Annotated in this window: 22 protein-coding genes; 14 read left to right on the top strand and 8 right to left on the bottom strand. The window is 56.8% G+C overall.

Annotated features, from left to right (window positions below):
* Window positions 1-6: 6 nt before the first annotated feature.
* From NR177_RS00685 to NR177_RS00640, 10 genes are all read left to right on the top strand, one after another.
* Window positions 7-837 (top strand): SMP-30/gluconolactonase/LRE family protein, encoded by an 831-nt coding sequence (locus tag NR177_RS00685; RefSeq protein WP_256852063.1) that lies wholly within the window; start codon window positions 7-9, stop codon window positions 835-837.
* Between the two features lie 251 nt (window positions 838-1,088).
* Window positions 1,089-2,087, top strand: a complete 999-nt coding sequence (gene yiaK, locus NR177_RS00680; RefSeq protein WP_063878083.1) for a 3-dehydro-L-gulonate 2-dehydrogenase — start codon at window positions 1,089-1,091, stop codon at window positions 2,085-2,087.
* 10 nt (window positions 2,088-2,097) lie between these two features.
* Window positions 2,098-2,565, top strand: a complete 468-nt coding sequence (locus NR177_RS00675) for a YhcH/YjgK/YiaL family protein (protein WP_096011432.1) — start codon at window positions 2,098-2,100, stop codon at window positions 2,563-2,565.
* A gap of 15 nt (window positions 2,566-2,580) precedes the next feature.
* Window positions 2,581-3,876 carry an MFS transporter gene (locus NR177_RS00670; protein ID WP_063878081.1) on the top strand — a complete coding sequence of 432 codons (1,296 nt, stop codon included), beginning with the start codon at window positions 2,581-2,583 and terminating at the stop codon, window positions 3,874-3,876.
* Window positions 3,873-5,354 carry an FGGY-family carbohydrate kinase gene (locus NR177_RS00665; protein ID WP_256852062.1) on the top strand — a complete coding sequence of 494 codons (1,482 nt, stop codon included), beginning with the start codon at window positions 3,873-3,875 and terminating at the stop codon, window positions 5,352-5,354. The genes NR177_RS00670 and NR177_RS00665 overlap by 4 nt, the downstream gene beginning before the upstream one ends.
* The gene (ulaD, locus tag NR177_RS00660) at window positions 5,351-6,007 is read left to right on the top strand and encodes a 3-keto-L-gulonate-6-phosphate decarboxylase UlaD (protein WP_096011430.1); all 657 of its coding nucleotides are present in this window, start codon (window positions 5,351-5,353) and stop codon (window positions 6,005-6,007) included. Before NR177_RS00665 ends, ulaD begins: the two co-directional genes overlap by 4 nt.
* Window positions 6,004-6,864 (top strand): L-ribulose-5-phosphate 3-epimerase, encoded by an 861-nt coding sequence (locus tag NR177_RS00655; RefSeq protein ID WP_063878078.1) that lies wholly within the window; start codon window positions 6,004-6,006, stop codon window positions 6,862-6,864. Before ulaD ends, NR177_RS00655 begins: the two co-directional genes overlap by 4 nt.
* Window positions 6,861-7,559, top strand: coding sequence for an L-ribulose-5-phosphate 4-epimerase (gene araD / locus NR177_RS00650; protein WP_256852061.1), 699 nt, complete (start codon window positions 6,861-6,863; stop codon window positions 7,557-7,559). The genes NR177_RS00655 and araD overlap by 4 nt, the downstream gene beginning before the upstream one ends.
* 39 nt (window positions 7,560-7,598) lie before the next feature.
* The gene (locus NR177_RS00645; RefSeq protein WP_063878076.1) at window positions 7,599-8,117 is read left to right on the top strand and encodes a DUF1440 domain-containing protein; all 519 of its coding nucleotides are present in this window, start codon (window positions 7,599-7,601) and stop codon (window positions 8,115-8,117) included.
* A gap of 266 nt (window positions 8,118-8,383) precedes the next feature.
* The gene (locus NR177_RS00640; RefSeq protein ID WP_256852060.1) at window positions 8,384-9,457 is read left to right on the top strand and encodes an acyltransferase; all 1,074 of its coding nucleotides are present in this window, start codon (window positions 8,384-8,386) and stop codon (window positions 9,455-9,457) included.
* 46 nt (window positions 9,458-9,503) lie between these two features.
* On the opposite strand, the gene NR177_RS00635 is transcribed toward NR177_RS00640, so the two are convergent.
* From NR177_RS00635 to iucA, 6 genes are all read right to left on the bottom strand, one after another.
* Window positions 9,504-11,165, bottom strand: coding sequence for a methyl-accepting chemotaxis protein (locus tag NR177_RS00635; protein WP_256852059.1), 1,662 nt, complete (start codon window positions 11,163-11,165; stop codon window positions 9,504-9,506).
* Between the two features lie 180 nt (window positions 11,166-11,345).
* A complete protein-coding gene (gene iutA / locus NR177_RS00630) occupies window positions 11,346-13,541 on the bottom strand; it encodes a ferric aerobactin receptor IutA (RefSeq protein ID WP_372340324.1) in 2,196 nt (731 codons plus the stop codon).
* A gap of 27 nt (window positions 13,542-13,568) precedes the next feature.
* The gene (iucD, locus tag NR177_RS00625) at window positions 13,569-14,903 is read right to left on the bottom strand and encodes an NADPH-dependent L-lysine N(6)-monooxygenase (RefSeq protein WP_096011425.1); all 1,335 of its coding nucleotides are present in this window, start codon (window positions 14,901-14,903) and stop codon (window positions 13,569-13,571) included.
* Between the two features lie 3 nt (window positions 14,904-14,906).
* The gene (gene iucC / locus NR177_RS00620) at window positions 14,907-16,640 is read right to left on the bottom strand and encodes an aerobactin synthase IucC (protein ID WP_256852057.1); all 1,734 of its coding nucleotides are present in this window, start codon (window positions 16,638-16,640) and stop codon (window positions 14,907-14,909) included.
* Window positions 16,640-17,587 (bottom strand): GNAT family N-acetyltransferase, encoded by a 948-nt coding sequence (gene iucB, locus NR177_RS00615; protein WP_096011423.1) that lies wholly within the window; start codon window positions 17,585-17,587, stop codon window positions 16,640-16,642. The genes iucC and iucB overlap by 1 nt, the downstream gene beginning before the upstream one ends.
* The gene (gene iucA / locus NR177_RS00610; protein ID WP_256852056.1) at window positions 17,588-19,312 is read right to left on the bottom strand and encodes an aerobactin synthase IucA; all 1,725 of its coding nucleotides are present in this window, start codon (window positions 19,310-19,312) and stop codon (window positions 17,588-17,590) included. It abuts the gene before it with no gap.
* A gap of 132 nt (window positions 19,313-19,444) precedes the next feature.
* Between iucA and NR177_RS00605 the strand changes: the two genes are divergently transcribed.
* Together NR177_RS00605 and NR177_RS00600 are read left to right on the top strand one after the other, a co-directional pair.
* Complete coding sequence (locus NR177_RS00605) at window positions 19,445-20,656, top strand: MFS transporter (protein ID WP_145394241.1); 1,212 nt, start codon at window positions 19,445-19,447, stop codon at window positions 20,654-20,656.
* A gap of 15 nt (window positions 20,657-20,671) precedes the next feature.
* On the top strand, window positions 20,672-21,562 hold the full coding sequence (locus NR177_RS00600; protein ID WP_256852055.1) for a siderophore-interacting protein: 891 nt from the start codon (window positions 20,672-20,674) through the stop codon (window positions 21,560-21,562).
* Window positions 21,563-21,745: 183 nt separating this feature from the next.
* Here the strand turns inward: NR177_RS00600 and NR177_RS00595 are convergent, their stop codons facing one another.
* Window positions 21,746-22,615, bottom strand: a complete 870-nt coding sequence (locus tag NR177_RS00595) for a LysR family transcriptional regulator (protein WP_063878066.1) — start codon at window positions 22,613-22,615, stop codon at window positions 21,746-21,748.
* Window positions 22,616-22,713: 98 nt separating this feature from the next.
* Here NR177_RS00595 and NR177_RS00590 point away from each other — a divergent pair, with 98 nt between their 5' ends.
* Together NR177_RS00590 and NR177_RS00585 are read left to right on the top strand one after the other, a co-directional pair.
* Window positions 22,714-23,223, top strand: coding sequence for a phenolic acid decarboxylase (locus tag NR177_RS00590; RefSeq protein WP_256852054.1), 510 nt, complete (start codon window positions 22,714-22,716; stop codon window positions 23,221-23,223).
* A gap of 220 nt (window positions 23,224-23,443) precedes the next feature.
* On the top strand, window positions 23,444-23,764 hold the full coding sequence (locus tag NR177_RS00585) for a hypothetical protein (protein WP_256852053.1): 321 nt from the start codon (window positions 23,444-23,446) through the stop codon (window positions 23,762-23,764).
* A 10-nt stretch (window positions 23,765-23,774) separates the two neighbouring features.
* Here NR177_RS00585 and NR177_RS00580 read toward each other — a convergent pair whose 3' ends face one another.
* Window positions 23,775-25,010, bottom strand: a complete 1,236-nt coding sequence (locus tag NR177_RS00580; RefSeq protein WP_256852052.1) for an FAD/NAD(P)-binding oxidoreductase — start codon at window positions 25,008-25,010, stop codon at window positions 23,775-23,777.
* Window positions 25,011-25,037: the final 27 nt, after the last annotated feature.

Genomic DNA, 25,037 nt, shown 5'->3' with positions numbered 1-25,037 from the left:
AGCAGCATGCAGGTAGAAAAACTGTGTTCCCCTGCCATCTGGGCCGAAGGCCCGGTATGGCTGCCGCAGCTCGATGCGGTGGTGTTCAGCGATGTGAAAGGCAACCGCATGTACTGCTGGCAGCGCAACGGTGAACTCAGCATCTGGCGTCATCATGCTAACTATGCCAACGGCAATGCCCGGGACAGTCAGGGACGCGTCGTCAGTTGCGAACATGGCCGCCGGGCTATCAGCCGGACCGAATCAGACGGCACGGTCAACGTGTTGATCGACAAAGTCGAGGGCAAACGCTTTAACTCGCCCAACGATCTGGCGATCCGTTCTGACGGCACCATCTGGTTTACCGATCCACCTTACGGGATCGTTAACGATCACGAAGGCTATCTGGCCCCCAGCCAGGTGATTGGCTGCTATCTCTACTGTTTTGATCCCGTCAGCGGGCAGCTCAGTATTGCGGCCAGCGATCTGCAGCGCCCTAACGGGCTGGCATTCTCACCCGATGAGAGCCTGCTTTATGTGGCCGATATGTCGGTGGTGGACTTCCCGACGCTGGGACGCCATCAGCTCCGGGTTTACCAGGTTGAAGGACGGGAGCTATCGCCGGGGAAATTTTTTGCCGATGTCACGCCGGGATTTCCGGACGGCTTTTGTGTCGATGCCAACGGGGACATTTACTGTAGCTGCGCGGACGGCGTGATTATTTTTGACGCTCAGGGGGCGCGTAAAGGCAAAATCCCGATCCCTGAGACGGTATCCAACTGCACGCTTGGTGGACCGGATAATAATGAACTTTATATCACAGCCAACACCTCGCTCTACCGGGTAACGTTGCGCTAAACCGGCTGCGCAGGCAGAACGGCAAGAAGGACCTGTCAGGTCAGCGCGTCTGTGGCTGACCGGCCCCTCTGTGGGCAAAATCTGGCAAATAAGCCTGAGATCACAAAAGCCAGCAATAAATATAACTACATGATTTTTAATGATTAATTTTTCAGTCATTTCTTTGACTGCCCTGTCTTTTCCCCATAGCATTTAGTTGAAATGACATTCCACATTATGAAATAAGCGGCAACGCTGGGAGTATCAGTCGTATGAGAATCAGCTATCAGCAGTTGTATGAGGAGTTTCTCCGCGTACTCACGAGTCGTAACGTGCCCCAGGATAAAGCCGAAGCCTGTGCGCATATGTTTACCGAAACCAGCCTCAACGGTGTGTATTCCCACGGCGTAAACCGCTTCCCACGTTTTATTCAGCAACTGGACGCGGGCCATATCGTTCCCGACGCCGAGCCGCAAAAAGTCCTGTCGCTGGGCGCGATCGAGCAATGGGATGCCCAGCGTGCCATCGGCAACATCACCGCGCACAGTATGATGGAACGCGCTATGGCCGTGGCATCCGACCACGGGATTGGGCTGGTGGCGCTGCGTAATGCCAATCACTGGATGCGCGGCGGCAGTTACGGCTGGCAGGCGGCGGAAAAGGGCTTTGTGGGCATTTGCTGGACGAATTCTATTGCCGTGATGCCGCCCTGGGGCGCGAAAAGCGGGGCGATCGGGACTAACCCGCTGATCATCGCCGTGCCGGGCGAGCCGATCACCATGGTGGATATGTCGATGTCGATGTTCTCCTACGGCATGCTGGAAGTGAACCGTCTGGCCGGTAAAAGCCTGCCGGTCGATGGCGGATTTGATGATGAAGGCAATTACACCCGCGATCCGGCCACCCTTGAGCAAAACCGCCGCATCTTACCTATGGGTTACTGGAAAGGCTCCGCGCTGTCGGTCGTGCTGGACATGCTGGCCACCCTGCTCTCCAACGGTGCCTCCGTCACCGAAGTGACACATGACAACGGCGATGAATTCGGCATCTCGCAGGTCTTTATCGCGATTGATGTCGACCGGCTCATTGATGGTGAAACCCGCCAGCACAAGCTTGACCGTATCCGGGCATCGATTATCAACGCTGAACGCGCCGACAGCGAGCAGGCCATTCGCCTGCCCGGCGATAAGTTTCCGCCGTTGCGGGCTGAAAACCAGCGTCTTGGTATTCCAGTGGACGATCGCATCTGGGCGCGTATTCAGGCGCTGTAAGGGGGAAACCATGATCACCGGACATATTGCGAACACCGACCCGCGTCACTATCCCCCGGCGATTGCCAAAGCGATCGCCTGTCTCGCCCGCCACGACCTGACCATTATGGCTGCGGGACGTTACCAGGACAGCGAAACGGGCTGGACCATGCAGGTACTGGATCTGCACACCGCCGCGCCTGAAGAGAACTACCCGGAAGCGCATCGCCTGCATATTGATGTGCAGTATCTGGTGGCAGGGGAAGAAGTCATCGGCGTCGCCACGCAGCCCGTGGATTTACCGGTGCATCAGCCTTACGACAGCGAGCGCGACATCATCTTTTACCAGCACGCGCCGGAAGAAACCCTGGTGCGCATGCTGCCAGGCACCTTCGCCGTGTTTTTCCCGCAGGATATTCACCGCCCAAATTGCGCGGTGGGCAAGCCCGGACCGATTCGCAAAGTGGTGGTCAAGATCCCCACCCGCGATCTGGTTTAGGCAAGGAGGAATGCCATGAGTCTGACATCGACCGCCGTTAATCGTGAGAAGATCCCCGCCCTGCGCTGGCTAAGGATCATTCCGCCGATCCTGATCACCTGCATCATTTCTTATATGGATCGGGTCAATATTGCCTTTGCCATGCCGGGCGGCATGGACGCCGAACTGGGCATCAGCGCGTCGATGGCCGGACTGGCGGGCGGCATTTTCTTTATTGGTTATCTTTTTTTGCAGGTGCCGGGCGGCAAGCTGGCCGTGTATGGCAATGGCAAACGCTTTATCGGCTGGTCACTGCTGGCCTGGGCGATCATCTCGATGCTGACCGGTATGGCAACCAGTCAGTATCAACTGCTGGCACTGCGCTTCGCGTTAGGGATCGCCGAAGGCGGCATGTTGCCGGTGGTGCTGACGATGATCGGCAACTGGTTCCCGGATGCCGAACGCGGTCGCGCCAATGCCATTGTGATCATGTTTGTGCCGATCGCCGGGATCATTACCGCCCCGCTCTCCGGCTGGATCATTACCGCCTGGGACTGGCGCATGCTGTTTTACGTGGAAGGCGCATTATCCCTGGTGGTCATGGCCCTGTGGCATTTCACCATCAGCAACCGGCCGCAGGAAGCCACGTGGATTTCTCCGGCTGAAAAGCAGTATCTGATCACCACCCTGCACAATGAACAGCTGATGATCAAAGGGCAGAACGTGCGTAATGCCTCTCTGCTGCGGGTCATGCGCGAACCCGTGATGTGGCGGCTGATTCTGGTCAATTTTTTCTATCAGACCGGTATTTACGGTTACACCCTGTGGTTGCCCACCATTCTGAAAGAGCTGACCCACGGCAACGTCGAACAGGTCGGTATGCTGGCCATCCTGCCCTATGTCGGGGCGATCTTCGGCATGTTTCTGTTCTCTGTTCTGTCGGATGCAACCGGTCGGCGCAAGCTGTTTGTCGCGCTGCCACTGGCCGGCTTTGCGCTGTGCATGGCGCTGTCGGTGTTGCTCAAAGCACACATCTGGTGGTCCTACGCGGCGCTGGTGGGCTGTGGCGTGTTTATTCAGTCTGCGGCGGGCGTGTTCTGGAGTATTCCGCCGCGCCTGTTCAATGCCGAGGTCGCGGGCGGGGCGCGCGGCCTGATCAACGCGCTGGGCAACCTTGGCGGCTTCTGCGGGCCTTATATGGTCGGCATGCTGATTGCGTTCTACAGCAAAGATGCCGGGGTTTACAGCCTGGCCATTTCGCTGGCGCTGGCGGCGCTGCTGGCCATGACGCTGCCTGCCCGCTGTGATTCTGCGAAACGGGAGGCAGTATGAAACGCTGGCTGGGACTGGATTGTGGCGGCACCTTTATTAAAGCCGGGCTGTACGATATGCAGGGCCGCGAGCTGGCCGTTGCACGGCAAAACCTGCCGATACTGGTGCCAGAGCCGGGTTATGCTGAACGCGATATGACGCTGCTCTGGCAGCAAGCGGCAGCGGTGATTCGCGAGGTCCTGACCAGTAGCGGTCAGGATGCCGCCGACGTTGCTGGATTAGGCATCTCTGCTCAGGGTAAAGGGCTGTTTCTGCTGGATAAAGATCGCAATCCGCTTGGGAATGGCATCTTATCCTCCGATCGTCGCGCCCTGCGCCTGGTCCAACAGTGGCAGCGGGAAGGCCTGCCGCAGCAGCTCTACCCGCTCACGCGACAGACGCTGTGGACCGGCCATCCGGTTTCACTCCTGCGCTGGCTAAAGCAGCATCAGCCGCAGCGCTATGCCGCGATTGGTAGCGTGCTGATGGCCCACGACTATCTGCGTTTCTGTCTGACCGGTGAGCTGGCCTGTGAAGAAACCAATATCTCGGAATCCAATCTGTACGACATGCAGGCCGCCGACTGGTCGCCGGCGTTGGCTGAGATGCTGGATATCAGCGAAATCGTTCCCGCGCTGCCCCCGATTATTGGGTCGACGCAGATTGCCGGCTATGTCACCTCGCAGGCTGCCGCCGCATGCGGTTTGCTGCCCGGTACGCCCGTGGTTGGCGGTCTGTTTGACGTGATGTCCACTGCCCTGTGTGCGGGGCTGAATGACGCAACGCGCCTGAACGCGGTGATGGGCACCTGGTCGGTAACCAGCGGCATTACCGACTGCATCAGCGATGAAGCAGACTATCCCTACGTTTATGGCCGCTATGCCATCGAGGGCCAGTACCTGATCCATGAAGCCAGCCCGACCTCGGCGGCCAACCTGGAATGGTTCTGTGAACAGTGGGGCATTAGCGATTACGACCAGCTAAACCAGTGGGTCACCGAGCTGGAACCCGCCAGCAACGCGCTGCTGTTTCTGCCTTTTTTGTACGGCACCAACGCCGGGGCCGATCTGCACGGCAGCTTCTTTGGCCTGCAGGCGGGTCACACCCGCGCCCATCTGGTGCAGGCCATCTACGAAGGTGTGGTGTTTTCCCACCTGACGCATCTTAACCGCATTCTGCAACGCTTTCCTCAGGTTACCGCCCTGCGTCTGAGCGGCGGTCCCACGCGATCCGCCCCCTGGATGCAGATGTTTGCCGATGCCAGCGGCCTCACGGTAGAAGTGCCGCAGATCAGCGAAAGCGGCTGTCTGGGTGCGGCCCTGGTCGCGCTAACCGGGACGGGCGCTTACGCCTCGCTGCAACAGGCGCAGCAGGCCTTAGCGCCGGATATCGTGACCTGGCAGCCAGACAGCACAAGACATGCCCGTTATCAGCAAAAGTATCAGCGTTATCAGCATCTGATCCGCGTCCTGAGTGATGCACAAGGAGCCACCTTATGAGCCTGCCCTTACTCCAGCTGGCGCTGGATCATACCGAGCTGGAGGCAGCGCTGAGTACCGCACAACAGCTGCATCAGCATGTAGATATTATCGAAGCCGGTACGCTGCTGTGCCTGAGCTGCGGGGTGGAAGCCGTGCGCCGTCTGCGCCAGCAGCACCCGGAGAAAACCCTGGTGGCTGACTATAAAGTGGCAGATGCCGGCGGCACCCTGGCAGACATGGCCTTTACGGCGGGCGCAAGCTGGATGACGGTCATCTGTGCCGCCCCGCTGGCGACCTTTGCCAGCGCGCTGGAGGTGGCACAGCAGCACCAGGGCGATATTCAGATTGAACTGTTTGGCAACTGGACGCTGGATGATGCGCGAAAATGGCGGCAACTGGGGCTAAAACAGGCCATTTATCACCGTGGCCGGGATGCGCAGGCCAGCGGTCAGCAGTGGAATCAGCACGACCTGGATACCATGAAAGCCTTATCCGATTTGGGTTTCGCCCTCTCCATCACCGGCGGGATTACGCCTCAGGATCTTTCACAATTTAAAGACGTTGACGTTAAGGCGTTTATCGCCGGACGCGCCCTCAGCGATCCCGCCAGCGGCATCCAGCGCGCCGCAGAATTCCATCAGGCCATTGCCAGCATTTGGGGAACCGTATGAAACACCAGCATCCGTTAGGTATTTACGAGAAAGCCCTGCCCGCGAACCTCACCTGGCCTGAACGCCTGGCGCTGGCAAAAGCCTGTGGTTTTGATTTTGTGGAAATGTCGGTGGACGAAACCGACGCGCGGCTGGCTCGCCTGAACTGGAGCAAAGAGCAGCGGCTGTCGCTGGTGAATGCCACGATTGAAACCGGCGTCACCATTCCCTCCATGTGCCTGTCGGGACACCGCCGCTTTCCCTTTGGCAGTCACGATCCGGCGATCCGCCAGCGCGCGGACGATCTGATCGATCGGGCTATCCAGCTGGCAAAGGACGTCGGTATCCGCACGATTCAGCTGGCGGGTTACGACGTGTATTACGAACCCCACGATGAAAGCACCGTGGCGCGTTTTGCCGAAGGGCTGTCACGCGCGGTGCAGCGCGCCGCCGCGGCCCAGGTGATGCTGGCGGTTGAGATCATGGACACCGAGTTTATGAACGCCATCAGCAAGTGGAAAGTCTGGGAGCAGCAGCAGGCTTCACCGTGGTTTTCCGTGTATCCGGATGTGGGCAATCTCAGCGCCTGGGGCAACGATGTGACCGCCGAGCTGACCCTGGGCATTGACCGCATCGCCGCCATTCATTTGAAAGATACTCAACCCGTGACCGCAAGCTCACCAGGACAGTTTCGTGACGTGCCCTTTGGTCAAGGCTGCGTCGACTTTGTCGGCGTGTTCCGCACACTCAAGGCGCTGAATTATCGCGGCTCGTTCCTGATTGAAATGTGGACAGAAAAAGCCGAAGAACCGGTTGCCGAAATCGTCCAGGCCCGGCGCTGGATTGAACAGAAAATGCAGGAAGGAGGTTTAGTATGAGCATAGCCGCAATGAAAGAGCAGGTGCTGGCCGCCAACCTGGCGCTGCCGCGCCATCAACTGGTGACCTTTACCTGGGGCAACGTTAGCGCTATCGATCGCGCCCAGGGCCTGGTGGCGATCAAGCCGTCCGGCGTGGACTATGACGGTATGACAGTGGACGACATCGTCGTGGTGGAACTGGAGAGCGGACGGGTGGTGGACGGCAGCAAAAAGCCCTCATCAGATACCGCGACGCACCTGGCGCTCTACCGGGCCTTTGACGACATTGGTGGCATTGTGCACACCCATTCGCGCCACGCCACCATCTGGGCACAGGCCGGTCAGGATCTGCCCGCCTGGGGCACCACCCATGCTGACTATTTCTACGGCGCGATTCCCTGCACCCGACTGATGACGGAGGCCGAAATCGCCCACGATTACGAACACAATACCGGCGAAGTGATCATCGAAGCCTTCCGCACGCGTGGTATCAGTCCGGTCGCGATCCCCGCCGTGTTGGTTAACGCTCACGGGCCATTCGCCTGGGGGAAAGACGCCGACAACGCGGTACACAACGCGGTGGTGCTGGAAGAGATCGCCTATATGGGCATTTTCTCCCGCCAGCTGACGCCCGGTATCACGCACATGCAGCAGCCCCTGCTGGACAAGCACTTTCTCCGAAAGCATGGGGCGAATGCCTATTACGGTCAGTAATTCACGTTTTTTTATCACACTCAGCAGGAGCGGTTGACTATGAACAGGTTGTTTCATCTGACATCCCCTGCCGACCGGCATTATGGTCTGGCGCTGTGGGCAGGATTTTGCGGCGGCAATGTCGCCAGTTTTGTAAAATGGGGAACCGAAAATCCCTTTCCACCCAGAACGCCTGACAGGGCGATTCCGCCTGCTGAGATGCTGCATGATATGGGGATCAACGTCAGCAGCCTGGTTTATCACTATTCCGATCACGTGGTGAACTGGGGCATTGCCGGTGTACATCACCTGTTCTCCATTTTCTTTGCTCTGCTCTACTGCGCACTCGCGGAGATCGTCCCGGCAGTCACCCTGGGCCAGGGTGTCGCTTTCGCCATCGTCATCACGCTGGCGTTTCACGGCGTAATACTGCCGATGAACGGCTGGGCACCGGCGTTATGGCACCTGCCGCTCGCGGAAATCGCGTCGGAAACCCTGGGGCATATTCTCTGGATGTGGACGATAGAGATATTCAGACGCGCCTTCTGCGAACAGGCCCGGCGACGCCAGCCTCTCTGAGCGCAAGACCGGGGCGCCAGACATAACCTTTAGTTAAGAACCCTCTGAAATCCCTGCGGCGCACATTTTATCCTGTGCGCCAAACTACTGCGATATCAGCCTCATCTTCCGCAAAATAACCGAAACCCGCGTTAATTATTTTACCCCACCTGGAAATGAGGGTTGATAATCGTTAAGTCGTTTTTACAATACGGCCTACGCTTAACCTTAATCGGCTCGCTTAGGCAATCGCCGTTATTGAGTAAACCGACAGGCCTGTAACGCTCATGAAAATCGTCTCAATCCAGTATCTGCGCGGTCTCGCTGCGTTACTCGTGGTGCTGGCACACAACTCATCGCTGTTAGAAGGCCACTGGACCCGGCACATTCCCGGCGCGCTGGGCGTGGACGTGTTCTTTATTATCAGCGGCTTCATCATGACCTTTATTACCCATCAGTTTAACGAAGCCCCGACCTCGTTCATGGTGAAACGCTTTTTCCGCATCTGGCCGGTATTCTTCGTGGTCTGGCTGCTCTCGTTCGTGGTGGTTTACCACGATCGTTCACTTCAGGACATGTCCTGCGCACTCTATTTCTGTCTGCAGGATTACAGTAGTCCCGGCCCGACCTTTGGGTTTAGCGCATTGGGTCCGCCCTGGACGCTGTCCTACGAAATCCTGTTTTACGCCGTGTTCACCGTCGCGATGTGCATCAACTACCGCTATCGTAGCTATTTGTGTGCGCTGATTTTTCTCGCCTCCAGCGTGGGTTTTCAGCTGTATTACAACGGCAGTTTTGCTTTTTCATCCCAGGTATCGCCCCATATGGCGGTGACGCACTGGTGGCAGGCGTGGATCAAACTCATCAGCAATACCATCTGCATGGAGTTTATCTTAGGCATGATGCTGGCGGAGTTAATCGTGAAGCAGAAGCTGCCTGAGCTGACGCCTCAGGGGCGCAGAATACTGCAGGTCGGGCTGGTGCTGGCATTCGCGACGGCGCTGATGATTGGGCCGCAGCCGTTTGGCCTGCACGGGGGTTTCTGGCTGGCCGCGGCAATCATGAGCATCACGGTGATGCTCGGTTATCGTAGCGAAAGGGGTCATAACCGCGCGCTGATTTTCTTTGGTGATATCTCTTATTCGCTCTATCTCATCCATTACCCGCTCATGATATTGCTGATGAACAGCCTGGCCGATAAAGCCTGGACGGATAATTTTATGATCTTTGTGTTGTCCATCAGCATCAGCGTGGCGCTGGCGTCAGTGATGTTTTTCTGGATTGAAAAGCCCGCCATTAAGGCAGGTAAGCACGTCGCCCGCTGGTTATCGACGCCGCTGACGCCGCACAAAAGTTCATAGCCTGCGGCAAACAGTGGCCTCTTAACGGGCCACTGTTTTTTCGCTATCAGAAGCTCTGCCAGTTGTCTTCCTGCGCACCGGCACCGGCTGTCGCAAGCTGTGGGCGCTTAAGCACGGGCGCAGCCGTCACGGCGACAGGTGGACGCTTATCCACCACAGCCTGGGCAGAATGGATAGTAAAGGCAGCCACCAGCTGTTGCAGCGAAGTGGATTGTTCGGTTAACGAACGCGCGGCGGCAGAAGCCTGTTCCACCAGTGCGGCGTTTTGCTGGGTCACGCTGTCCATCTGGTTGACGGCTTCATGCACCTGACTAATGCCCTGCGACTGCTCCTGGGCCGCTACCGCAATTTCATCCACCAGATCGTTGACCTGGCGCACGGCATCGTTCATCCGGTCCATATTCTGTCCGACTTCTTCAGCCTGCGCGGCACCGGTTGCTACGTAGCGCATCGATGACTCGATTAACGCTTTGATCTCACGGGCAGAAGAAGATGAACGCTGTGCCAGATTACGCACCTCACCGGCTACTACGGCAAAACCGCGCCCCTGCTCACCCGCCCGGGCCGCTTCAACCGCCGCATTCAGCGCCAGAATATTCGTCTGGAAGGCCACACCTTCAATCAATGCAATGATGTCGTTGATTTTCGCCGAGCTGCTTCTGATATCGGTCATGGTGCCCAGCATCGTTTTGACTTTGCCTGAGCTGTCCTCCGAGATTTCACGCGCGTTTTTGGATAGCTGGCTGGCGAGTCGGGTGTTTTCGGCGGTCTGGCGTACGGTTTCACTCAGTTCAGACATGCTGGCCGCCGTTTCCTCCAGCGACGCCGCCTGCTGTTCCGTGCGGGAAGAGAGATCGTCGTTACCGGCTGAAATCTGGGACGAGGCAGAACTGACCGAGTGGGACGCCTGCTCAACCGATGACAGCGACTGCGCCACATTGTTGACCAGGAGGTTGTAAGCCCTGGCGGTTAAGCCAATCTCGTCACGACGTGCATCGTCTGCGCGCAGCGTCAGATCAAGCCGCTCACTGGCGTGTTCCATGGTAGCGCGAATGGCGTTAAGCTGACGACGGATGCTGAAAATCGTCTTAACCGAAAACGCGCCGAGCAGCAGGATAATCGCTATCGATCCCCCTGACATGCCCCACAGGGTTTTCTGATACGCCTTGCCGTTTTCCTTACTGTACATCTCACCGATAGCCACATTCAGCGCCAGCTGCTTCTGGTATCCCTTCAGCAGATCGCGTATTCCCTGTCCAACCCCGCTGTCGCTCTGAATAGCGCCGAGGGAAACGACATCGTTTTGTGCACGGGAACCGGCTAAAAACGCCGGCAGTCTGGTTTCGATGTTTTTCATCGTGCCAAAGGCTTGTTCAGCTAACGACTTATCTTCAGTACTGGAGATATCGTGTTCCAGGTAATACTGGTTAAGTTTCTTTAAGTCGTTGATCGTCGAGCCAATATCTTTTTCGAACTGTGCCTGCTTACGGGGATCGGTGGCACTCTGGTGGCGGTAGAGCATAACCGTCAGGGCGTTACTGCTGTCCACCAGCTTGTTCAGGTCGATAATCGACGGAATGGTATTTTGCTGAACATAGTCAAAGCGTGACTGAAAGCCGGTCACGACCAGGATAGCGACCACGGCTAAGGCAGCCAGTGAGGCAGCAAGCAACGAGAAGGTCAGAAACAGTCTCTGGGTAATGGTCATAGCTTTATTCACCTGATGTAGAGGAAACATTGTGTGGAGGATGTTTCTACTATCGGCATCTGGCGATGAAATATTACACAATTCATTAGGTAGCTAACTTTATTTTGTCGCAACCTGTTGTGATAAAGGGGAAAAAATGTAAAAGACAGGCCCGGACAGTGCCGGGCACAGAAGCAGGAATCAGAACAGCACGGAGTAGTTCAGACCAAAGGTGCGACCGCGGCCTTTGTACTGGTACTGAGACGGTGAACCATAGGTAGGGCTGTAGAACAGCGGTGCGCGCTGTCCCCACACCGTGGTGTAGTCGCGATCCAGCAGGTTCTCAACGCTAAAGCTCAGCTTGCCGACGGGCAACTCATAGCTGCCAATCAAATCAACGGTGGTGTAGCCGTTAATGTTATAGCCCGCATCATCGCTCAGATTAAACGAGGTGGTGCTCTGGACTTTCAGGCTCCAGGGATCGGGCGACCAGCCAACATAGGCGGTTGCTTTCGACGGACTGGCGACTTTCACGTCATATTTTTGCCAGCTGCCATCCACTTTCGACTCGGTCTTCAGCACATTGAAGTTCGCACCGGTGCTCCAGTTGGTATCCGGGATAAAGTAATCCACGGCACCTTCAACACCATAAATCCGACGCTTATCGTCAACGACGCTGATGGTCAGATCCTGATTCTGCTGAACACTCTTGTCTGAGAGCGAATAATAGGCGCTGAGCTGCGTGCGCAGATTGTCACCGGTATAGCGCCAGCCCAGCTCCCACGAATCGACTTTGATGCCCTGCAATTTGCTGGCATCCACGTTGACGCTGTTGATCAGCGGAAGATTGCCGTTAACCGCCCGACCATAGGTGCCGCGTCCGTAATATTTACCCGGGTCCGGCAGTTCAACGCCTTGCGAGAAGTTAAACCAGGCCTGCTGCCGCTCGGTGATATGCATCAGGATACCGGCGTTATACAGGAAATTATCGTAATCGGTTGAGCCACCCGGGATCGCATCGGCTGAGCGGGCAGTGCCGTTGGCAATCGCCTGCTGCTGCGCATAACCAACAAAGTCATCCACCTTGTTTTCGGTGTACTGATAGCGCACGCCGCCACTCAGCGTGAAGGTATCATTAATGTCGTAGCTGGACTGCAGGAAGGTCGCCAGGTTGGTAATGTCATAACCCGGATAGCGACCGGTCGTGTAGATGCTCTGATTGTTCAGCCCGCCCGAGGCTGCCGACTGGCCCAAATCAAAGAACATCTGGTTAGCGTTGAAACGCTCGTGATCGGCGTCCACACCGTAGGTCAACGCCAGCCCATCGACGGGCTTACTGGTTATCGCCAGCTTGCCACCATATTGATCGGTGTTCTGTTCGGAGGAGGAGAAACTGGTCACGCGTCCGCCAGAAACGGTTGGGAACGGATAAAACGTCAGTGACTCGTCCCGGTAATAAACCTGCCCCACCAGCTCCTGACCGAGGAAATCGGTATTGGAGTACTGCAGGCTGACAAGGTGGCGCTCGGTGCCGGGAATACGGTCCGAGTCCAGCCCTTTACTGGTGTAGGCGTTGCCGTTACCGGTTACTGCCGAAAAGTTTCTGCCCAGATTCAGACCATAATCATCGTCACCCTGGCTCTTGTAGTATTGCGTTACCAGTTGCAGTTGCTGGTGGTCATCAATTTCCAGCGTCCCGGTGCCCATCACATCCAGACGGTCGGAATATTGCAGCCCCGTCTGGGTATTATCCAGCAGAACCGAATCGCCGTTGCCGTCATACCAGCCACCAAACTTCTGATAAGCGACAGACAGCCGTCCTGAGGCGCGGTCGTTACCGCCAGAGATAGCGCCCGCCACGCGTTCGTCGTGATCATTACTGCTGTTAAAGCCGGTTTTGGTGCCGGTTTCAAACTCAAACTGCGTGCCCGGCTGGCCTTTCTTGGTCACGATGTTGATCAGGCCACCGGTACTGCCACCGCCGTACAGGGAAGTCGACCCCGAGATCACCTCAATGTGATCGATGTTGAAGGGATCGATCGAATCCAGCTGGCGACTGTCTGTGCGTGAAGAGTTGAGGCGAACGCCGTCCACCAGCACCACTATCGCGCGGCCACGCATGTTCATGCCGTAGTTGGTTCGGCCCTGGCTACTGACGTCCAGACCCGGCACCAGCTGCGCCAGCGCATCTTTAAACTCTTTGCCGCCCTGGACTTGCTGCTCCAGTTCGGCCCCCTCAATTACCCAGGTGGTTTGGGCCATGTCAGCCACCGTACGGTGCGTACGACTGGCCGAAACGACCATTTCATTTTCGCTGGTTTGCTGTGCAACCGCCGGTGCCATCATGGCTAACAGCAGCGGATTGAGCAGCCAGATATTCTTGTTTTTAGCTTTCATCATCGTTCCTGCGTGCGAGGTTAAGACTTACCCCAAGGACTCGGTATAGTTTTTGGTGGAAGCAGCGCCATGCTGCGGTTTTTCCCGGCTGACGCTGCGCCACTGGATCAGAGCGGGCGGCGTGCTGAGATCGAACAAATCACGCCCCAGTGCGCGATTCAGAATACGGGCGGAGCGCCAGGCCATCAGGCTGAGCTGCGGTTCAGCAATACCGTGAGTCTGCATACTGGCGTTCACCGCAAAGATGTTATTGTCTTTTGGCCCGTTCCACTCAAGCGTGAAGTCCTCACGCACGCTGAACGTGCACTCGTCTTTCATGGTCAGGCGACTCATCAGCGGAGAGAGCAGTTCCGGCAGCGCCGGGCGATAGCCGGTGGCAAAAATCACTACATCACAGTCGATCAGGTCGTAACCCTGGTCGAGCTGATGCTGTAACTGAAGCTGCCAGCCCTGATGATGGCTGTTGAGTTCAATCACCGAACGGCTCGGCAGCAAATGGGCATTGCGCGGCAGTCGCTGCACTTCAAAGCGGTGATACAGCTCGCGATAAATCGTCAGCAGAGACTCAGCCGTAATGCCATCCGAGGTCATCTTTTGTTCAGCCAGCATTTTCTGCCGGGCAGGCTCGTTCAGGCCGACAAAGCTGGAAACGTACTCTGGGGTGAAGTATTCGTTGGCGAAAGCGGCTTCATCCAGGGCATTGAAATTGTTGCGGCGCGATACCCAACTGACCTCAGCCGGTTCGCCCCACTCGCCCCGGAAGGCGTTGAGGAACAGATCGGCACCGCTCTGACCGCCGCCGATTACCGCCACACGCTTGCCGCGCAGGTCGGGCTTGCGCAGGCTCATCTCGCTGGCATGGAAGCAGGTGGCGCTGATGCGGTTCACGCAGGGCGGCAGGTAGGGCTGCTTGCCAATGCCCAGGCAGATGTTGCGGGCATAGCTTTCGCCGCCGTTGCTGTGAATCACAAAACGTTTATTCGCGTCGTCAAAATCGATGCGTTCTACCGTCTGATTAAAGCGCAGGTTATCCATGCCCTCGGCGGCCCAGCGCAGATAGTCGGAAAACTCATCCCTTGAAACGGTGCGCAATTCGGTGGTCATAAAGCGGTAAAACTTTTTACGCTTGACCAGGTAGTTCACAAAGCTGAACGGGCTGGTGGGCGCGACCGCCGACACCAGATCTTTTAAGAACGAGGTCTGCATATGGCAGTCCGGGACCAGCATGCCGGGATGCCAGGCAAAATCGGGGCGACTGTCTAAAAACTGGCTGGTGAACCCTTGTGCCTCGTGAGCCAGCGCCGCGATACTCAGGTTGAACGGGCCAATGCCAACGCCAATAAAATCAACAGTGTTTGTCATGATTCAGTCCTTGGTGACCAGCCACAGCGGGTTTTGCAGATTTTCCAGGTAATTGGGCAACATACGGCTTCCACCGTCCTGATCGGGCCAGGTGAGTTTTACCGGATTCAGCACTACACGAATGATTTGTGGCTTGAAGAGTGAGAAAAGCGCAAAACGCGCCGACAGTTGCGGATGGTCCTGCATATAGTCGCTCAACACTGCGGCAAGCAGTTGGTAAAAGCGTCGTTCTGGTACGCCAAGGCGCGCCATTAACGGCGAAATAAACCGCAGGACCGTGACAAAATGGCCGGTCTGCAAGTCATGAATCAAATAGTCAGCGCTCAGGCGTGCCGTCACATCACGGACGTCCTGAGGCAGAGAATCCATCTCTGGAAAATCGTCCTTCACCAGCCGCATATCGCCCTGAAAATCTTTCAGCAACACGCGCTGAGGCACACCGTCCTTCATCGCCAGCGTAATATTTTGCCCGTGTGCGATCAGCGCTACGCCATAACGGCACAACAGGTGATAAAGCGGCACCACAGAGACGCGAAACATCTGGCGTAACCAGGCTTCTGCGCTCAGGCCAGAGCGGGCGATGTAAGCCCCGATGAGCGGCTGATGGTTCTCATCGCACTCCATCAGCGTTGCCATCAGGATTGGCGTTTCGTCCGGGTGCAGCCAGCGTGAGGGGTTTTCGCGCCAGATCACGCCCAGCATTTCCTGGTAGCGATACGGTGCTTCGGCCAACGCGCCGTAAGCCTGATGGGAAACATAACCGGCGGCAGGTTCACCCAGGATCACCGCCCCGCTTTGCTGCAGCGTCGTGTCCATGGCAAAGACGTTTTGTAGCCAGCGGGATGCCAGCGGGCCTGCGGCGATGTATTTGCCCGGAATACCGCGATAGCAGGAGGTGTTGTAAATGGTGAGCGGCAGTTTAATATCCAGCCCGCCCTGACGACTGGCGTTGGTCAGCGTGCGCAGTGACTGCTGTGCCAGCCAGCGATCGCCAAATTCTCCCAGCGAGACCATCTTGCCTGTCGCCAGATCCGCCACAAAATCGAGGGCAATTTTTTGCTGCCACTGCCAGGGATGAACCGGTAACGGCAACCAGCTGTCGTCCAGCCCGTGGTCCTGCCAGGCCTGAGTGAAACGCGCATATTCACCGCTGTCCATCGCGGCATGCAGCAACTGCTGGACATCCAGCGCGCTGTCGCAGCGCCAGACCATATGGTCACGCTTCACCGCCAGCCAGTGCAGGCGGAAGGTATTCAGGTATTCGGGTGCATAGCGCTCCAGCGCCTCTTGTCCCCATCCCCGACGGCCTTTATTGAAGGCAAACTTAGGATGACCGCTGAGCAGGCACTGCAGGCGGTCGGCATCCATATCAATGAGCGCGTTCGCATCCAGGCCCTGACGTGCCTGCATAAGCTGAAGATCGCCGCGCAATGTGGCATAGAGATCCTGCATATGTTCCGCCACCGTTGCATCGCTCATCGACAGCACCGGCTTCAGCTGATACAGCAGCGTCTGAGCCAGTATCGGCTCCTCCGCACAGCGCAGGCTCTGCGCATCGATCCACAACCAGCCCCAGATGCCCCGTTCGGCGGTGAAGTGCCACTCGGCTCCCGGCAGGCTGATGCAGTAACGGTTCTCGCCCTGAGGCTGCGCCTGAAAGACCTGCTCGTACTCCAGCTCAGCCAGCATTTTCGCGACCAGTTGACGGTTAACGGCGTCCCATGCGTGCAGATTCATCACAGGCCCACCTCGCCGAAGAAACGCGCGCGCTGGGTCATGACCAGCCGGGAGCGCTTGTGCGGAAAATCAAACTCTTTCACGGTGCTGTAGCCCGCCGGTGCCAGATGGCGGAACAGGCGCTGATTATCGGCCCGGGGTTCCAGCACCAGGCGCTGGGTTTGTGGGTTGTCCAGCAGCAGATAGTGACTGATGCCGCGCAGCCAACTCTGCACAAAGTGCGGCCCGCGCCACTGCGGCTCACCCACCAGCAGATGCAAACCGCGATCGTACGGCTGCCAGCTGTAGTGCCGTCCGATGCGGTCTTCTGCCGCCCAGTAGATTTCAAAGTAGCTAAAAGGCTCATCATCAAAGCAGCCAATCAGCGGAAAGGCATAACTGCTGGTCAGCTGGCGTTCAAGGTAGGCGGTCTGCACCGCCAGCGATCCGCTCAGCTCCCAGAAATAATCTACGCGCGGATCGTTCATCCAGCGGGTGAACGCCTCTGCGTCCCGGGCAGGATCGGCTACGCGAAAACTCAGCGTACGGCGCACGCGTGGATCGTAACGGCGATAAACTTCGCCGTTGGGGCGCGGCGGGCGCTGGGGAAAACAGATCTCACGCTCGGCATCAAACGTCATCTCGCCGGAGGCCTGCTGACGCGGGGCAGACAGCCACAGCGGCAGTTGCCAGAACATATCGCGATGCACGATATCGCTCTTTAGTGCGTCAAACAGCGCCAGCGCCTGTGGCTCTTCGCGCCATTCTGCGTAGGGCAGCACCACGGCGGAAAGCTGCGGGGCCGCGATAAACATCTGGTCCAGCGCGTCACGCAGCCAGCCTTCGGCAAGCGGACCGGAAAAATGCAGCACCGCACTGTTGTCCTGTCCCCAGCCGAGATTCAGCGTGTTGCCTGACTTTTCGCAGCGCAGGCCGTGGCCACTATGAACAATCTTTGCCTGAGACATTTAGCGCTCCTGAGACAGCAGTGGGTTGATGAAGTCAAAGTAGATCACCGAGGGATCGACGATGGTGTTTTCATTGTGATCGTGCAGGTAGCAGAAGAAATTGCCTTTGACGTTCCAGTGCGGGCTTGTCAGCACGTAGTCAAGGCAGTCTGTGTGCGTCACCTCGTTTCGTAGCGCGCTTAACGCGTCACGTACCCGTGCCATCAGATGGGCTTCGCTGTCCATGCCTGCCGCACCCAGTGCTGCCGTCACGGCAAAGGTGGAATTCACTAACAGGTAGTAGGGGAAATAGCGCAGCAGCTGTTCGCGGCTAAAGACGTTTTCCGCCTGGGCTTCGCCAATCACGTCCAGCCAGCCTGCGGCATGTGGCATAAAGGCGCTGCCCTGGCAGTCGCGATAGATCAGGCCAACCGGCAGATCCTGCGCCATCTCCACCAGGATATTTTGCTGATGGGCTAACAGCACCAGACCGTAATCAGCTTCCGCAGTGAACAGCGGTTTCAGCACCTGCTGACAGTAGGCGTCGACCCAGGCATGGGCGGCCTGTTTTTCGCTGATGTTCAGACGCTGGCTCAGGCGTTTCACCGCCGCAGACAGCAGTGAGTCGCCGCCGTCCGGCGCGGACTGCGTCAGGGAAACCAGCACGTTGGTCTGGCTCTGCGGCCTGTCGACAATCAGGTTTTCACGCAGCGCGAACAGGCTCTCTTCCATGATCCTGCCCTGCGCATCGCGCAGTCCGGCCCAGCCATCTTCCTGCATGACACGAAACGTCGGGAAACGCGCCTGCATGTCCTGCCAGCGTTCGGTCTGCGCCAGCCGCGCCAGGCGCATGCCGCGTTTAACCTCTTTCACCGACAGGGTGCGGACGGAGTTAGTCAGCCGCACGCTCAGGGAAAACTTGATCATGTCCCGGCTGGTCGCACAGTACAGCGAACGCGATGACGTGGTGGGCAGCCAGGGCGCACCGGCTTCCCCCAGGTCAGTCACCAGGCCTTTCTCCACCAGTTGCTGACACCAGGTCTGCTGGAGCAGATAGTCCGCCTGCCAGGGATGGAGCGGGAACAGCCACTGCCGATCGGTCAGCGCATGCAGTAACTGCGGCGCGTTTTCAGCCGCGAAGCGCATCAGGCGCTGCTGTAAAGTCAGCTGCAGACTGTCGCCCGCCAGGTGGTCTTTATCCACCGCGAACCAGCGTAACGGGAAATGTGGCGCAAAATCAGGCAGGTAGCGTTCGGCCTGCGGTTGCGTAAAGGGTTCATGTGACTTGGGTGCCGGATGGAAGGCGTGCCCGACCAGCAGTGCCTGCTCGGCCTCGGCAAAGTTCAGGGCTTGCTCACGCAGGCCGTTCCAGTCATGACGGGCAGCGATTGCCTCACCGGTATGGGCGTGACTTTCCATAACACGCTGGTAAAACGCCTCACAGCCAGCGGCGGGCAGCTGTTGCTGGTTTTGCAGCTTATCGACAATCAGTCTGGCAACGGTCGCGAACGCCACTGGCTGGCTGTCGCGATGCGTGACAAGTCGGGCCGGGAAAGCAAAACGGTGGTGCTGGGTGGGAGAAAAGTAAGCCACCTTAAAGTGTAGGGCCTTCTCATCGTCCAACGGAATCACTAATTCTGCGGGTTCACCCTGGCTGAGTTGCCAGTCCTTGGTTTCACGGATCAGAGAATTCAGGAAGCACTGTGCTGCCACATCCCAGGCTCCCTCGTGTGTTGATTGAATCATTATCAAACAATTTCCAGGCGTTATGATAATGCGAATTCTGCCGATAACAGTTCTCATTATCAACGACAATTGTTAGAATTGGCGGAATAAATTTTACAAATACATACAACAAAGATACGGGTTAGCAACATCGTGACATCTCTTGAACTGACCGCGACGCCGCAAAAAGCCTTATCTAACTGGCCCTTAGCGATAAGCGCCGGATTGCTGGGCATCGGCCAGAATGGTTTGCTGGTGGCTATCCCGATGCTGGTTGCGCAGACCAGTCTGAGCTTGTCGGTGTGGGCAGGACTGTTAACGCTTGGCTCAATGCTGTTTTTGCCCTCTTCGCCATGGTGGGGAAAACAGATCGCACGCGTGGGAAGTAAACCGGTCGTGCTGTGGTCACTGGCCGGTTATGGCGCCAGTTTTTTGCTGCTGGGCATCGGCTGTACGCTTCTTTCCACGCAGTCCATTAGCCCCTCGATTGGATTAGGCATACTAATTATTGCCCGGGTTATTTATGGCCTGATGGTGTCGGCAATGGTGCCGGCGTGCCAGGTATGGGCGCTACACCGGGCCGGTGAAGGTAAGCGCATGACGGCACTCGCCACCATCAGTTCCGGCCTGAGCTGTGGCAGGCTGTTTGGCCCGCTGTGTGCCGCCGGAATGTTAGTGATTCATCCCCTTGCCCCCTTGGTACTGTTAGTGGTTGCGCCGTTGCTGGCGCTGATGATGTTACTGCCTTTGCGCGGTAACGCGCCGCAACCGGCCGTGGCGCGTAACAATGCCCGGCTACGCATCGAGTGTCTGCCCTATCTGCTGTGCGCTCTGCTGCTGGCGGCAACGGTGAGCCTGATGCAGTTGGGCCTGTCCCCGGCGCTGGCAAGACAGTTTGTTGGTGATACCGCCGCGATTAGCCATCAGGTAGCCTGGCTTCTGAGCGTGGCGGCGATCGCCTCACTCGGCGCGCAGTTCACGGTGTTGCGCCCTCAGTTACTGACGCCGCTTGCGCTGTTGCTGAGCGCAGGGCTGTTGATGTCTCTGGGGCTGGGGATGATGCTGAGCCCGCCGCTCTGGCTGTTTTATACCGGCTGCGCCTTGCTTTCGTTTGGGGCTGCACTGGGCACGCCAGCCTATCAGCTGCTGTTAAATGACAAGCTGGCAGACGGCGCGGGGGCGGGCTGGATAGCCACCAGCCATACCTTAGGCTACGGATTATGCGCGCTGCTGGTACCACTGGTATCGCAGTCGCATGGCGAGACAGCGCTGATCGGTGCCGCCTTCGCTGCTGCCCTGCTGTTTATGGCGATGTCAGCGTTGATCTGGCGCGCACGCCGCCGCTCCACCTTATCGGCTTATTAACTAAAAGGAACGACGATGGCTGAAGTCCATAGCTACCGCCTGTTTGACGTAAAACTGGCACGCAAGCGTCATCTTTCTCCCTCTATGCTGAGCCTGGTGTTTAACGGCCCCGACATCGCACAGATGAAATCTGATGCGCCTGACCAGCGAATTAAAATTTTGCTGCCTGCCGAAGATGGCAGCATGCCCACGCTCCCTGACAACGGTGAGTGGTATCAGACCATTCTGTCGCTGCCAAAAGAGCAGCGTCCCCTGTTGCGCACCTATACGCTGCGCCATCTCGATCCTGACCAGCAGGAACTCACCATCGAGTTTGTCAGCCACGGAACCGAAGGCCCGGCATCAGCCTGGGCGATCAACGCCCAGCCGGGTGACAGCCTGGTGATCGTTGCGCCTAATGCGGCCTATGCATCTGACAGCGGCGGATATGAATGGACGCCGCCGGACGCGCTGCGCAACGCGTTACTGATTGCCGATGAAACCGCGTTACCCGCGGCGAAAGGCATCCTGGAAAAACTGTCCCGCCAGCAAAATCCGCCGCGAGTACAGGCCTTTTTTGAAGTCCCGGATGCGGAGGATTGCGTCGGTTTACAGGCTTATGCATTTGCCGACATCACCTGGTTGCCGCGCAAACCCGCTTTTGCCTCACACGGCGAATGCCTGGTCGAGGCGATAAAATCCCGGGTTAAGGTGCCTGATGGCGGTCATCAGCAGGACGTACAGGAAGAGGCAGAAGGCGAATTACTGTGGGATCGCGCTCAGGCCCGCAACAGCGAGTTTTACGGCTGGGTCGCCGCCGAGTCGACCGTGGTGAAGTTATTACGCCGTCACCTGATTGGTGAGCGCGGCGTCGATCGTGAAGCGATCAACTTTATGGCTTACTGGGCCAAAAAACGGGCCCACTAAACGCCCTGTCGAGAGTGGCGCGTTGGGGGATTTCTGGACGCTGTTTATGCGCAGCGGTGGTGTTCAGGCTGGCCCACAAACCCAGCCATTTCGACCGCTGTCACAGTTTGCTGTGTCGCCGTCAGACCGGCACGGGCCATAATCTGGCCACGCTCGTTAACGCAGACCCGTTTAGCTGGCCGGTCAGGTCAGGGTAGCCTTTTTCAGCAGATCGAGCAGAGTGACGATTTGCGGGTCCAGCCTCAGGATGTCTTTCTTAATCAGTAAATGCAGCGTGGTGGCGCGACGGACGCCATGCTGTAAGGGCAATATTTTTAGTGTTCCCTGCGCCAGTTCCTGCTCGATGCGCTCATGCGGAATCCAGCCATAGCCCACCTGATGCATCACCGCCTCTACTGCCGCCTCGATGGTCGAAAACGACCAGTAGTCGCCATTACTGCTCTCATCCTGCACGGTGAAATGTTCCCGGTCGGCGATACGAATCAACGGATACAGCGCCAGCTGTTCTTCGTCGAGCGTCACCCCGCGATGGTGCAACGGATGGTCACGGTGAGCCACGGCAACGAAATCCACGTTCATTAACCACTCACCCCGCCCGGCCATATCCTGGCGCTGAGTCACCACCATCACATCGGCCTCGGCGTAGTCGGTGTCGGTTTCCAGCACTTCGGTAAGGTTGATCTGGGTGTGCGGATGGCATTGCTGAAACGCCTTCAGGACGGAAAACAGGCGACGACGCGGAAAGATACTGTCGACCACCAGTTCCAGCTTTGTCCTGACGCCGCTGCGTATTGAGCCTGCAAACGCCTCCAGCGAATGGAAGGCTTTAAGTAATGGTCGCACCTGCGCCAGCAGCAATTCCCCTGCGGGCGTCAGCACGGCCTTGCGTCCTTCGGTATGCAACAGCGTAATGCCAATGCGCTGCTGCAACATGGCAAGGTTATAGCTCACGGAGGACTGGCTGCGATTGGTGAGCATCGCGGCCCTGGCAAAGCTGCCCTCGCGCACCACCTTGTCCAGCAAACTCCACTGCTCCAGCGTCGTCTTGTGCATAACCCATCCAATTTTTGAATCAATTTCATCGTAAATTAGCGTTTTTAATTCATAAAGTGAATGGTTAAGCTGGGTTCAACCAAAGAGGAGAACAAATTATGAGCAGCTTTGACAAACACAATCTTGACGGCTTTATCGGTAAACATCTGGTTTATACCTATGACAACGGCTGGAACTACGAGCTGTATATTAAAAATGAAGACACCATCGATTACCGCATTCACAGCGGCATGGTGGGCAACCGCTGGGTCAAAAATCAGCATGTTTACGTTGTCAGAGTCGGTGAAGATATCTATAAAGTCTCCTGGACTGAGCCGACCGGCACCAGCGTCAGCCTGATTGCTAACCTGGGCGATAAACTGTTCCACGGCACCATCTTCTTCCCGCGCTGGGTCATCAACAATCCTGAGCGTACCGTGTGTTTCCAGAACGACCACCTGGAAGAAATGGCGAAGTACCGCGAAGCCGGCCCAACCTATCCAATAGAAGTGATTGATGAGTTTGCCACCATCACCTTTGTGCGTGACGCGGGAAAAAATAACGAAGACGTGATTGCCTGTGCCGCAAGTGAATTACCCGCAAATTTTCCTGAAAATCTGAAAAATTAATCTGAACAAAGGGGCAATGCCCCTTTTCCTGTTGGAAAGACGCATATAGCAATCCCCCGGTTATTACCGCGATAATACAACAAGCGTTTCTGTTTTTATTTAACGCGAATCGCCGACGACATATTTGCTTTCAATCGTCAAATTCATCTGTCCCTGTTGATGTTTTATCCTGTGCCATCGACGTCTTTTTCCGTTGCGGTAAATACCGCCGAGGCACAGAATGAAGATTATTTTGCACGTCCCCGATAAAAACCGAATTGACAATGCTTTTGCTAATGCAGGCAACCTGCTTAAAGAAGCGGATTTTAACGGCGACATTGCCATTGTCTTTAATGGCGACGCGGTTAGCGATGTTATTGGCAGGATTATTTCTGACGCCCTTAAGCAGGCACCGACCGTCACATTATTACTCTGTCAGAATAGCCTTAATGCGCAACATATTGACGTCAGCATGCTGCCAGTAACCTTTCACGTGGTTCCGGCAGCGATTACCTATATTATCGACCAGCAGTCGCAGGGCGCATTATACATTCGCCCCTGATCGGCTTGCTCTACAGCGGCTTACTTTTAGCAAACCACTCAATTCCGCGCAGCATCCCAGCCCAATAGAAACGCGGCAAAAACCAGGCTTTTAACCACCATGCGGCGCGACTGGGTCGGGCTGAATGGAGCGGAAAAGTCGGAAGCAGGCGGTTGCCATAGCCAAACTCCGCCAGCACGACTTTGCCTTTCTCCACGGTGAGCGGGCAGGAGCCGTAACCATCGTAACGCGTTTCAGGCACACCTCCGTCAATGACCTGTCTCAGGTTTTCCGCCACCACCACGATCTGTTTACGGGCGGCGGCGGCCGTCTTGCCATTCGGTGTTGAACAGCAATCGCCCAAAGCAAAAATATCTGGCCAGCGGCTGTGCTGCAGCGTCTCTTTATCGACATCACACCAGCCAGCAGCATCCGCCAGACCGCTTTCGGCGATAAACTCAGGCGCGGCCTGAGGCGGGACAACATGGAGCATATCGAACGGCAGGGTAACGTCACGCGTGCTGCCGTCAGCATCGGTGACGGTAAATATCGCCTGCTTATTCATGCCATCGACGCCGGTAAGGACATGGCCGAAATTCACCTGCGCCCGGTATTTCTCCAGGTAAGCCGTTAACGGTGGAACAAATTCGGGCACGCCGAAGACCACCTGACCCGCCAGACAAAATTGAATATCAATCTGCGCCAGACAACCCTGACGCTGCCAGCGATCGGCAGAGAGATAGAGCGCTTTCTGCGGCGCACCCGCGCATTTTATCGGCATCCCCGGCTGGGTAAAAATAGCCTTCCCCTGCTTCAGATTTTGCACCAGTTCCCAGGTGTAGCTCGCCAGATCGTATCGATAGTTTGACGTTACGCCATTGCGGCCCAGGGTTTCATTCAGACCACTGATTTTATCCCAGCGCAGGACCAGACCGCTGGCGATAATCAGGTAGTCATAATCTATTTTTTGGGCAGAGGTAGTTTCAATATATTTCTGTTCAGGTGATATATGGGTTACCGCATCCTTAATCCAGTTCACCCCTGCCGGAATAACATCATCCATCTGTCTGCGGGTTTTTTCAGCGGAAAATAATCCTGCGCCGACCAGCGTCCAGGCAGGTTGATAATAGTGCTCTTTTTTAGGCTCAATGAGGGTTATTTTGATGTTCTTAATGCGTTTCTTAATACTTGCGATGACGCCAATTCCAGCTGATCCACCACCAATAACAACAAGATGAGGATGATGGGGATTATTTTTATCGTTCATGCAGGCCTCCCTTTCGTTTAACCGTAG

The organism is Pantoea sp. Fr+CA_20, from assembly GCF_024520835.1.
GTDB lineage: Bacteria > Pseudomonadota > Gammaproteobacteria > Enterobacterales > Enterobacteriaceae > Pantoea > Pantoea allii.
The sequence above is the reverse complement of the archived record's forward strand: the minus strand, read 5'-3'. Positions and strand labels throughout refer to the sequence as shown.